Source organism: Paenibacillus ilasis, assembly GCF_043195395.1.
Taxonomy (GTDB): domain Bacteria; phylum Bacillota; class Bacilli; order Paenibacillales; family Paenibacillaceae; genus Paenibacillus_AQ; species Paenibacillus_AQ lautus.
The window spans coordinates 1,255,084-1,267,243 of sequence record NZ_JBHDJG010000001.1; the positions used below are offsets into that span (position 1 = coordinate 1,255,084).

At 51.3% G+C, this 12,160-nt stretch carries 11 protein-coding genes; all 11 read left to right on the forward strand.

Translation table 11 applies throughout. The annotated features are described in order from the left end of the window. The first annotated feature begins 256 nt into the window (after window positions 1–256). Window positions 257–955, forward strand: a complete 699-nt coding sequence (locus ACETK5_RS06080; protein ID WP_100538243.1) for a FadR/GntR family transcriptional regulator — start codon at window positions 257–259, stop codon at window positions 953–955. 90 nt (window positions 956–1,045) lie between these two features. Then, window positions 1,046–2,395 (forward strand): acyclic terpene utilization AtuA family protein, encoded by a 1,350-nt coding sequence (locus tag ACETK5_RS06085; protein WP_243390775.1) that lies wholly within the window; start codon window positions 1,046–1,048, stop codon window positions 2,393–2,395. Window positions 2,396–2,408: 13 nt separating this feature from the next. Next, window positions 2,409–2,735 (forward strand): DUF4387 domain-containing protein, encoded by a 327-nt coding sequence (locus ACETK5_RS06090; RefSeq protein WP_127594255.1) that lies wholly within the window; start codon window positions 2,409–2,411, stop codon window positions 2,733–2,735. 3 nt (window positions 2,736–2,738) lie between these two features. After that, complete coding sequence (locus ACETK5_RS06095) at window positions 2,739–3,632, forward strand: ABC transporter permease (protein ID WP_100538240.1); 894 nt, start codon at window positions 2,739–2,741, stop codon at window positions 3,630–3,632. A 14-nt stretch (window positions 3,633–3,646) separates the two neighbouring features. Continuing rightward, on the forward strand, window positions 3,647–4,519 hold the full coding sequence (locus ACETK5_RS06100) for a carbohydrate ABC transporter permease (protein ID WP_394054648.1): 873 nt from the start codon (window positions 3,647–3,649) through the stop codon (window positions 4,517–4,519). A 70-nt stretch (window positions 4,520–4,589) separates the two neighbouring features. Then, the gene (locus ACETK5_RS06105; RefSeq protein WP_394054650.1) at window positions 4,590–6,083 is read left to right on the forward strand and encodes an extracellular solute-binding protein; all 1,494 of its coding nucleotides are present in this window, start codon (window positions 4,590–4,592) and stop codon (window positions 6,081–6,083) included. Between the two features lie 13 nt (window positions 6,084–6,096). After that, entirely contained in the window at window positions 6,097–7,251 is a 1,155-nt protein-coding gene (locus ACETK5_RS06110) for an ADP-ribosylglycohydrolase family protein (RefSeq protein WP_394054652.1), read from the forward strand. 46 nt (window positions 7,252–7,297) lie between these two features. Continuing rightward, window positions 7,298–9,418 carry an ADP-ribosylglycohydrolase family protein gene (locus ACETK5_RS06115; RefSeq protein WP_394054654.1) on the forward strand — a complete coding sequence of 707 codons (2,121 nt, stop codon included), beginning with the start codon at window positions 7,298–7,300 and terminating at the stop codon, window positions 9,416–9,418. A gap of 20 nt (window positions 9,419–9,438) precedes the next feature. Next, a complete protein-coding gene (gene rbsK, locus ACETK5_RS06120; RefSeq protein ID WP_394054656.1) occupies window positions 9,439–10,350 on the forward strand; it encodes a ribokinase in 912 nt (303 codons plus the stop codon). Between the two features lie 450 nt (window positions 10,351–10,800). Further along, window positions 10,801–11,349 carry a nucleotidyltransferase family protein gene (locus ACETK5_RS06125; protein ID WP_394057338.1) on the forward strand — a complete coding sequence of 183 codons (549 nt, stop codon included), beginning with the start codon at window positions 10,801–10,803 and terminating at the stop codon, window positions 11,347–11,349. Between the two features lie 101 nt (window positions 11,350–11,450). Next, on the forward strand, window positions 11,451–12,158 hold the full coding sequence (locus tag ACETK5_RS06130; RefSeq protein WP_394054658.1) for a class I SAM-dependent methyltransferase: 708 nt from the start codon (window positions 11,451–11,453) through the stop codon (window positions 12,156–12,158). Window positions 12,159–12,160: the final 2 nt, after the last annotated feature.

Consider the following 12,160-nt stretch of genomic DNA (forward strand, 5'->3'; position numbering starts at 1 on the left):
AAAACCTTATCTCATATTTGAAGTAATCCATACTCGACGGTATGGACAAATAGGGACAAATAGGGACAAATGAAGATAATTGGGTCACCCAATTATCCGGTACACAACGTAAATAAGGCATTATATACCTATAAAACAGCAATGAAAGCGCTATTTTTATGCTTGACAGCCTTTTCAGATGCGTTTATGCTAAACATGCGGTTAATTGGATCACCCAATTATCGTTTGCGCAAGTAGGGATAGAGAGGGTAGTCATATGACCATTAAGAAGATTAAATATCATCGGGTGTACGAGGATGTTATCGAACAGATCAAGAATCTGATTCTGGAAGGGAATCTGGCTCCGGGAGACGTTCTTCCGACAGAACGGGAGCTGGCCCAATCGTTTGGCATTAGCCGCGGAACATTGCGAGAAGCCTTTCGCATTCTGGAACGCGAGGGGCTGATTGAAGCCAGACCGGGCGGCGGACGTTTCCTGAGCAAAGCACTGGATGTAGCCGAGGATCGAAGCCGCATTCTGGACAATATTGAACGCGCTACCATTATAGAATTGCTGGAGGCGCGGGAATTGTTCGAGACGGGAATCGTGGAGCTGGCGGCGAAGCGGGCAACCGATGAGGATATTGCCGAGATTGTGGCTGCATTTGAAGCATGGGGACAGATCGATCAAAATGCGGAGGATCGTTCGAAGCCGGATCAGGCGTTTCACCTGTCGATCGCCAAAGCCACGCATAACGTGGTTCTCGTCAATATGATTGAATTGCACATGGATTTGCTTCAGCGGACGCTGAGCAAAACCGCCCAGATTCCGGGTCGCAAGAGCGAGGTCTACGAAGAGCATTTACTTATTTTGCAAGCCATTAAGGAACGCGATCCGGTAAAAGCAAAGCTGGCTTTGCTGAACCATCTCAGCCGGGTTAAAGAAAACATACAGAAAAACTACATTCATGTATAAGAGGGGAGAAACGTCCCCCTTTTAGCACAAATTGGATAATCCAATTATCCAATGGTCATGGGTGAATATTTTGGTAAAGAGGGACTGCTGATGAATACAGACATTCGAATACTATCACCCTGCGGCATGCTGGGATATGGCTTTCCTGAACAATCCTTTATGAACGGCCTGGAGTTCGATCCGCACGGCATCGTTGTTGATGCAGGCTCAACGGATGGGGGACCCCATAAGCTGGGCGCCGGCGTATCGATCGTCAGCAAGCGGGCGGTTAAGAAAGACCTGGACATTATGCTCACGAACGGTTTGCCCCGAAAAATTCCGATCATCATTGGCTCGGCTGGCGGCTCGGGCGCACGGACCCATGTGAATTGGACGCTAGAGATCATTGATGAAATTTTGGATGAACGGGGCCTTCAGGCCAAGGTATCTGTCATATGGGCCGACTTTACGCAGGAGGAAATCCATCAGGCGAAGGAAGAAGGGCGGATTAAGGCACTAAGCCCAAATATTCCGCCACTCACCAGTGAGTTGATTGACTCCACCAACAGCATCGTTGCCCAGATGGGACACGAGCCTATTGTGGAAGCGCTTCAACAAGGCGTGGACATTATCGTCTGCGGCCGGGCGTATGATCCTTCCCCGTTCGCGGCGATCGGGATCTATCACGGCAAGGACCCGGGGCTATCCTATCATCTGGGCAAAATATTGGAATGCGGCGCATTGTGCGCGGAACCGGGAACAACCAAAGACAGCATTCTTGGCACGATCAGCGACGATTCGTTTACCGTTCAGTCACTCAACCCGAACCGGACGTGCAGCCCGACCAGCGTTGCGGCACATACCTTTTATGAGAAGGAACATCCTTATATTCTGCATGGTCCCGGATTTACGCTTGATTTGGAGAACTGCCGCTTCGAGGAAGAGGAGGAAGGTGTCGTTCGCGTAACCGGCAGCCGGTTCCTTCCGGCGGAGAAATATTTCATCAAGCTGGAAGGCGCTAGACGCGTCGCTTATCGGACCTTCGTGGTGGCGGGGATCCGGGATCCGATCCTGATCGGGAAGCTGGAAGAGGTTGAGGAATATGTTCGCAGCCAGGCACGGGAATATTACCGGGAAATTCCGGAATCGGATTATCGGATTCAATTCTACAACTATGGCAAGAACGGCGTTCTCGGAAGCAAGGAGCCCGAGTCGTTCGCTGGACACGAGGTCGGCGTCATGTTCGAAGTGGTGGCCAAGACGCAGGAATTGGCGAACAGCATCTGCGCAACGGTGCGTTCCACCTTCCTGCATTATGGCTACGAAGGCCGTAAATCAACGGCAGGCAATCTGGCTTTTCCATTCGCGCCAAGCGATATCGAGTTCGGTCCTGTCTATGAATTCTCCGTCTACCACCTGATGGAAATGAAAAATAATGCTTTTCGGATAGAGCATCGATAAGGAGGATCAAACCGTGACTCAACTCGGCGATTTGGCGAAGGTGCTGCGAAGTAAAAACTCGGGCCCCTTCGAAATTACGTTAGACGTGTTGTTTGATTCCAAGGAGCAATATGACAGAGTGAAACAGTCCGGTATCATTACGAAACGGACGATATGCGAGCTGTATCAGATCAGGGAGGAGCAGATTCATCACCTGGTATTCTTCGACCAGGCGCTGGGCTTCAAAATCACGATGTCTCGGGACATATCGTCAGGCAGTGTCGGCGACCGCGACGTGTACGGAGCCCAGCAGCATGCTCCCCTCATGAAGCTATCCATCGAACATCTGGAGGAGGGGTAAGCCATGAAGGTGTTAAGACGCTTAAGGCAGGATTGGGTACTATACGCGATGCTGTCGCTGCCTCTGCTCTACTTTTTTATTTTTCATATCATTCCGCTGTACGGCATGAAACTCGCCTTTCAGGATTACCGGATTCTGGGGGATCATGTATGGGTCGGGTGGAAGCACTTCAAGACGCTGTTCAGCTCGCCCGCCTTCACAAGCGTGCTGCAGAATACCATCATCATCAGTTTGATGAAAATCGTATTCGTATTCCCGATTCCGATTATGCTGTCACTGCTTATTAATGAAGTTCGTAGCTCGAAATACCGCAAATATGTGCAATCCGTAGTCTATCTGCCGCATTTCCTGTCCTGGGTTGTTATTGCCGGGATCTGGATCAGTCTCTTGAATCCTGCCGAAGGCGGAGTCAATCTGATTGCGAATTTCTTTCAACTGCCATCCGTGGATTACATGACCAGCAAGGAGCATATCCGTTGGGTGCTCGTATTCTCCGAAATATGGCGAAGCGCCGGCTGGGATTCCATCATATATCTGGCAGCCATCATGAAGATCAGCCCAGGATTGTATGAAGCAGCCAAGATCGACGGGGCGACCCGGCTGCAGCAGATGAGGTACATTACGCTTCCTCATTTATACAGCACAGTTGTAACCGTCTTCATTCTAAATCTGGGCTTCTTCATGAATGCTGGTTTTGATCAGGTGTTTAACTTTATGAACGATTCCATCATCAGTGTGGTGGATATTCTGGACACGTATGTGTACCGAATCGGTATCGGGAACGGACAGTTTGCTTATGCAACCGCAGCGAGTCTGTTCAAGGGCGTGATCGGTATCATCCTCATCCTGGGCACGCACTTCATATCGAAGCGCTTCTCGGGTAAGGGCGTCTGGTAAAGGAGGGTTTTACGATGAGACGGCTGGAAATTTCGAAAATCGTCATTTATCTCATGTTGTTTGTGTTTACGCTCATGGTATTGGTTCCTCTCCTGAATCTGCTGGCGCTGTCCTTAACCGATCCCGGCAAAGCCCACTTGATGGGCGGACTGGACATTTTTCCGAAGGGATTCTCAACGATCAATTACCAACTGTTATTGTCCAATCCCTTGATTACGGGCAGTATTCTGAATTCCGTATGGATTACCGTGGCGGGCACATTCCTAAATCTGCTGCTGACCTCGATGGCAGCATACGTGCTGGCCAGAACCGAATTTATCGGTAAAAAGGTCGTGTTATTCTTTCTGATCGTCATTATGGTGTTCGAGCCGGGCATGATTCCCGAATACCTGCTCGTGAAGGATCTCGGACTGATGAATACGCTAACTTCACTGATCCTGTACAAAGCGATCAACGTGTACTATCTCTTTATTCTCATGCGGTTCATTCAGGACATTCCGGAGGAGATTCTGGAGGCATCCCGAATCGACGGCGCAGGTCATTTTCGCTTATACAGCCGAATCATACTGCCGCTGTCCAAACCGGGGCTGGCGACAATGGGTTTGTTCTACGGGGTGTATCACTGGAATGAATATTTCAGAGCCACGCTCTACATTTCGGACCCGACCAAATGGCCGCTGCAGGTCGTGCTCAGACAGTTTGTTGTCCGCAAGGACAATACGTCCTTAATCGGCAACCAAAACATGTTCGACAGCTCGATCAACTTTGATTTCGCTTCCCTGCAGGCAGGTACGATCATGATTGCGATTGTACCGCTGCTGTTCCTATATCCGTTCATTCTGAAATATTACGCGAAAGGCGAACTGGAGGGCGGAGTGAAGGATTAAGCGGGAGGGCGAAGGCAGCTTACTTATAAGGCATAAATGTTCAAATTCAAAAAAGGGGAGAAAGATGAACATGAAAAAATTAAGCCTGTTATTCATCGTTGCCATGCTGGTTATGGTTATGTCAGCATGTACGTCGAATTCGAAGACACCGGAGGCGGGTCAGACCGAAACCGGGACCGCGCAGCCTGACGGAAGCGGTGATCCCGTTACGCTGAAAATTGTGTACAAGGATGAAGGAACGGCGAACCCTGTTTCGGTTAAATTCTTCGAGACCTTGGAGAAATCCCTGGCCGAAGACGAAGGCTTGAACGTGAAATTCGAGCTTGTGGATCTGGCTCAAGGGAGTTATGCCGAGAACCTGAATCTCTTGCTGTTAGGCGGAACCATTCCAGATATCATCTATTTCCAGGGCGGTGACCAGCAAATTGCCGATCAAGGTCTGCTGGAAGATCTGACACCTTACATTGAAAATTCAACCTACATTAAAAATATCATCGAGCCGCACAACAAGACCCGGATGGCGAGTTATCCGTATCTGCTGTGGATCAAGCCGCTAGCACCGAAGACGCCGGTCATTCGGGCCGATTGGTTTAATGCCATGGAGAGCTCCAAGGCCTTGATGGAGAACCCGACCGTCGACAATTATTACGCCTTCTTCAAGGAACTGGTGGAGAAGAAGCCGGGTGAAGGCAAGCCGAGTTACGCGCTGACGGCAGCAGGCGATATTGCCGAGATCAACTTCATTTTTAATACGGCTTTCGGTTTGGATACGACTTGGCTCAAGAAGGAAGACGGAACTTATGAGTACTCCAAGGTTTCTCAGAAGGAAAAAGAAAAGCTGACGTTCTACAATAAGCTCTACAAGGAAGGGCTTCTTGACCCGCAATTTATTACAAAGCAGTGGGATACCAAGGAGGATGCCTTCTATAAAGGAGAAGCTGCCGTTATTACGGGCACAGCCGGCAAAATCATCGATTTGTATGACGGAAGAATGCAGGAACTGGGCGGAGACGACGCCAATCTGATAGTGCTGCCGCCGGCCAAGGGCGAAGCTCAAGGCTTTGGGGCTACCGATGTGACGAAGGAATCCAGAGGACTTGCGATCTCTTCGCAGTCGCCGCATAAAGACGTGGCGTTCAAGGTCTTCGATTACCTTGCAAGCCCGAAGGGGCAAATGCTGGACCGCCTCGGTTTTAAAGATGAGCATTACAAGGTGGTTGACGGCGAGATTGAGTTGAACGAGAAGTACTACACCGAATGGTATGCGCGTTTCTGGGAGCCGACCGAGATCAAATCCGAAATGCCTTTGAAAACGCCTCTCCTGGGTGAGCCGGGCTCCGAATCGTTGAAAATGGCTACCGAATTCTACACGGAAGACAACAACTTTATCATTCCCGAGCAGTTCATTGCCAACTGGGACGCAATGAACAACCTGTACAAGGAATACTCGACGGACTTTATTACGGGCAAGAAGGACTTGTCCCAATTCGACCAATTCGTTGAAGCCTGGAATGCTGCGGGCGGTGCAGAAATTACGAAATACGCCAACGAAAACATCAAGTAAGGAGCCTATGACTATGACTTCGTTTCGTGACCGGGTGAGGGGCGTGGTGATATCCACCGCGCTCGGAGACGCAATGGGAGCTCCAATCGAGAAATTAACGTACGAGGAAATCAAGTCCAAATACGGACGCGTGGAATCCCTGATGACAAGATGGCATAAGATGGATCTGCCGGCCGACGTCCGGCTTGGACGGGTAAGGGGCGATGGGATTGTCACGGACGATACGCTGATGACCATTGCGCTCATGAATGTGTATCTTACCGAGGGCAGGCATTTGGATGCCTATGATATGGGCAATGAATTCGTGAAGGAGATTGCGTTCCGCAAGACGTTTGTCCCTGAGCTGAATGAGGAGACGTTGATCATCGATCGATTGTTCTATCCGGAAAAATATATCTTTATGCGTCTTGTGCTCGCCAATTGCGACCCGAGAGAAGGCGGCATCGGGAATATGGTGAACTGCGGGGCGGCGATGTACATCGCCCCAATCGGGATCGTCAATGCCGGCAATCCCAAGGCGGCTTATGATGAAGCCATCCTGTTTGCGATGGGTCATCAGAGCAGCTACGGCCTGGAAGCTGCGGGCGTACTGGCCGCTTGCGTGGCAAAGGCGTTTGAGCCGGAGGTGAGTGTGGACGATATTGTCCGCACCGCCATCAGCTTGGCAAAAGACGGCACGAAAGCTGCCATTCAAGAGATGACGCAAGCTGCCTATGATCTGCGGCAGGAGCGGGAAGACATGGACAAAGTGATCGAGGTGTTTCAGGCGATCATGCTTAAATATTCGCCGATGGGCGATGACGTGAGCCGTCATATCGACAAGGTTGGCATCCCAAGCAACCATTACACCCCAAGCCGCTTATGGTCGATTGAAGAGCTGCCCATGGCACTGGCGTTTATCGTTCTCAATGAAGGCGATTACTATCGTTCGATTCTGGACGGGGTTAACTCCGGACGTGATACGGACTCGATCGGCGTCATGGCCGGGGTAATCCTGGGCGCCATGTATGGCGCCGAGGTCATCCGCGAGGAAGATATCGAGCAATTGAATAAGGTGAACCGCTTGGACCTGTGTGCCATCGCCGACCGGTTCAGCGGCATTGCCGCGAAGATCATTGAGGAGGATTTGCGGATCAACGAGAACCGAAAGCGAATGATGAATCGTTAGCTTTTCATGTGCACGGACATGGTTTCAAAGCTAGGAGGGAGAGCAAATGATACCTAAACATTATGTAGAGACGGTATATGCGGGATTCATCGGTATGAACATTGGCATAAGACTCGGTGCCCCCATTGAACCGGTTGCTTGGACGTATGAACGCATTCGGGACGTATACGGCGATATCCGGGATTACGTGAAGCCGTACAAAACCTTTGCCGCGGACGATGACGCAAATGGTCCGGTTTTCTTTATTCGTGCGCTGTATGACGATGCGACGGACCGAGAGTTAGAGCCGGAGGATGTGGGCAAAGCATGGCTCAATTACGCAAGGGAAGGGATCGGCATGTTCTGGTGGGGCGGCGAGGATATCAGTACCGAACACCGCGCCTATATGAATCTGCGCAAAGGCATCCCGGCCCCTCGTTCGGGTTCGATCGAGGTCAACGGCACGGAGATGGCGGAGCAGATCGGCGGCCAGATCTTCATTGATTCCTGGGGCCTGCTGTTCCCTGGGCAAGCGGAAAAAGCAGCGGATTACGCCGAAAAAGCAGCCAGCGTCTCCCACGACGGCAATGGGCTGTATGGTGCCCGCTTCATGGCTGCTTGCATAGCCAAAGCCTTTGATGCTTCAACCATGGATGAGATTATCGCGGAAGGACTTCGCATGATTCCGGATGACTCCACCTATGCACGCGTGGTCCATGCGGTGATGGACTTCCACCGGGAGCATCCATCGGATTTCCGGGCGTGTCGTCAATACTTGGAGGATCACTGGGGATACGATAAATATACGGGCGTATGCCACATTATCCCGAATGCGGGGGTCTGCGTGGTAGCTCTGTTGTACGGTGAGGGAGATTTTGCACGTACGGTAGAGATTGCATCAATGTGCGGCTGGGATACCGATTGCAATGCAGGAAACGTAGGGACGATCCTCGGCGTATACGGCGGTTTGGCGGGGATTCCAGAACACTATCGCAAACCGATTAATGACTTTATCGTAGCCTCCAGCGTGTCGGGGTACTTGAACCTGGTGGATTTTCCGACATTCGCAAAAGAGCTTGCCCTACTGGGTTATCGCCTCAACGGAGAGAAGGCACCTGAAGCGTTGGTGCGGCGGGTGAAGCAAGGGGAGGTCTACTTCGATTTCGACCTGCCGGGATCCACGCACGGCTTTCGGACGAGTCATTCGTTCAAGACGCCTGTCCTGCGCCATTCAACCAAGAATGCCTATGACGGCAGAGGCTCCTTAGAAGTCGTCTTTGACCGACTGGTAGAAGGCGATAGCAGCAAAATCTACTATAAACCGTTCTATCGCCGGGCGGAGTTTAATGATGAGAAATATAAGCCGACCTTTGCCCCCCTGGCCTACAGCGGACAGACCGTATCCGCCCAAATTTATGTGGATCAGTGGGAAGGCGAACCGGTAACCTTGACTCCGTATGTGCGCAATACCTATACGCAGGAGGACATTCGATTGGCAACGTATACTCCTGCGGGCGGAGAGTGGAATGCGGTTGAATTCGTCATTCCGGATACCGAAGGCGCCATGATTGATGAGATCGGCTGGATACTCGAGAGCCCGTCGCCGCTCTTGAACCGCGCCATCGGAAGTTTGTTCGTCGGGCAATTCCGCATCACGGGAGCTGCGGACTATACAATCGATTTTGCCAAGCAGGCTAAAGAGTTCGCTTCTATCACTCCATTCTCGCATCATCGGGGAATATGGGAGCTGCGTGACGGCGTGCTGCATTGTACTTCGCAAGGGGATACCTCGTCCTATTCCGGCAATTACTACGCCGGAGATATGGAGATGGAGGCTACCATCAAACCGATATCCGGCAACAGCCATTGTCTGATTACGAGGGCACAGGGCGTCATGCGTCATTATCTGGCCGGCTTCGACGGCCCGAACTCCGTATCGTTTATGAAACAGGACTTCGGGATCACGCGTCTGATTACGGCAAGATACGATTGGGCATTGGGTCAAGAATACCGCCTGAAGCTGGTGTCCGAGAAGGATCGGTTCATCTTGTATATTAATGGAGAGAATGTGCTGGAATGCAAGGATACCGCCTTTGGTCATGGCATGTTCGGCTTTGGCTGCCTCGAGGACGGCGAGAATGAGATCAAGGATGTTCACGTCCGTGCAACGGAGCCGAAGCCGGTTTAAGAGAAGGGAGCGGGTTATCTTTGCGTAAGCTGGTTGTCATTGGAAGCATTAATATGGATGTTGTGAGTAAAGTAGAGCAGTTTCCCCGGCCGGGGGAAACGATTCATAGCAGGGGCACATCTTTTTTTCCTGGAGGTAAAGGGGCGAATCAGGCTGTGGCTGCGGCCTCGGCCGGTGCGGATTGTACCATGGTCGGTGCGGTTGGTCTTGATCCATTTGGGAATACGCTGGTTACTTCCTTGGAAGAGCGCGGGGTTGGCGTTACATCGGTCCTCTCCAAGCCAGGCACCTCAGGTATTGCGATCATCACGGTCAACGATGAAGGCGAGAATTATATCGTGCTCTCGGAAGGAGCCAATGGACGGCTGACCGAAGAGGATGTTGCCGCCGAGGTGAAGTGGGATGGAGTATATGCTGTGCTGCTGCAGAATGAAATTCCGTGGCAGACGACGCAATATGTTATCCAATCGGCCAGCAATGCAGGCGTTCGCGTCTGGCTGAATCCGGCGCCTGCGCGAAAGATCCCTCAAGATGTGTTACCGCTGATAGATACATTGATTGTGAACGAAACGGAAGCAGAAGTGGTAAGCGGCCTAAAGGTGGAGGACGCAGCTTCAGCTAATGCTGCTGCAGCATCGATCATCGACAGAGGCACCTCCAACGTGATCATCACCCTTGGCGAGTTAGGCTGCTTCTATGGGAATGCACGGGGCGAGCGTTTCACTGTTCCGGCTTTCCGCGTCAAACCTGTGGATACCACGGCGGCAGGAGATACCTTTATCGGTGCGTATGCGGCGGCTTGCACGGAGGGACTGGAAACGGAAGAGGCGCTTCAGTTTGCAACTGCAGCGGCTGCACTGACGGTGACCCGTCCGGGCGCTGCATCCTCCATACCGTCCAAGGAAGAGATTTTGGCTTTTATGATTCAGTAATCCGTTGCAATAAGCGAGAGGGCGTTTAGTTGCCTTCTCGCTTTTGTTATCTTCCCCCATCGCATTTCGAACATGCGACGGAGAGTGGACGCGGCGGTTTAGCCTGCTTCCCGATGATAAATACGCCTAGCTCTCTTACAGTGGCTGGGCTGGGCAGCCTGCTTTCCAGCCCGGCATGCACAGCTTGGCCCAATACGCAGCTCGGGCATCACCCGCTGCGCCCTATAATCCCTGCCTGTCTTGCCGATCAGGGATTATTTGGAATATAATAGATTTACCTATGAGCGTGCATAGACCGTTTTCCTCGTGAAGCGGTCTATGCTTTTTTACACGGATACAGGATTTTAGGATTATGCTCTTATTCAAGTTGCGGCTAGCCAATAGAAGAACCGGTGGAGGTTGAATTGTAAGAGGGCGAAGAAGAATATCATGTCATTGGCGGTGGATGGTATGTTAGAGGAACGGTTAAAGGAGTACATAAGCCAGCATAAGCAATTGATGACCGATTTGGGCAGCGTTCGCGACTTGGGGCTGCCGCAATGCTATATTGCTGCAGGCTACATTCGAAATTATGTGTGGGACCTGCTTCATGGGTTAGAAGGGACGGACCGGCATACGGATATCGATGTCGTATACTTCGATCCGGAGGATGTTTCTGAAGAGCGGGATGCAGACTTGGAGCAACATTTAAGGATCTCGACGGGGAACCAGAAATGGTCGGTTAAGAATCAGGCCAGAATGCATGTGAAGAATGGAGATGAGCCTTATAACTCGACCCATGCAGCGTTAACCTATTGGCCGGAGACGGCTACCGCGGTCGGGGCAAGGCTGAACGCCGAGGGAGAGCTTGAGCTCTGCTGTCCTTATGGATTGGAGGATTTATTTGCGCTTCGGGTTCGCAGAAGCCCTAACTTCCATAAGCGAAGCTATTATTTGGAACGGGTAGGGAAGAAACAATGGGAGGATCTTTGGCCGCAGCTAACGATAAGCGATGATTAGACAAAGGTATCCAACCAGGAGCTGCGGTGAGCAAGGAAATGAGGTTGTCCATGTGGAATTTATAGAGTGGCCTATTAACGGCCGGAACGAGGGGCTGTTGTATGGACATATTTAACCGCGCACGTGAAAAGGAAATGTCGTATCACGAGAAACTATATGAACAAGCTGTATTATTTCAACCTGGAAGCTGGTTAGCCAAGCCCGTTCAGACGGTCCTGGATCATTTGGAATTATTGTCATTTCAAGAGATGCGGGTACTGGATCTGGCCTGTGGTGTTGGGCGTAATAGTATCCCGGTTGCGCAGCGGATCCAATCGACGAACGGGAAGGTCACCTGCGTGGATCTGCTGCCATCGGCAGTCGACAAGCTGCAGCAGTATGCCGCATTGCATGGCGTAAGCTCAAACCTTGAGGCACTTGTGGCAGACGTGAAGCACTATGAAATTGCCGAGGATACCTATCATTACATCGTTGCATGTTCATGTCTGGAGCATATGAGCTCCGAGGAAGCCTTCGTATCCAAGATCGAACAGATGCAGGCAGGAACCGTGGAGCAGGGTATACATTGCATATTGATGAGCACAGAGGTTAAGGAAATCGATCAGGAAACGGGCTTGGAGGAGGAAGGCTTAATCGAGTTGAATCTATCCGCCGACAGGGCCTTTTCCATCCTTGATGAGCTGTATTCGGAATGGGAGATCCTAACGAGGCGGCAGGTGCAGCAGAATATTCAAGAAGTGAAGGATGGGAGAGACGTACGATTCCGAAGTCAATGGATCACCTTCACTGCAAGAAAAGGAGTGTGTTGACC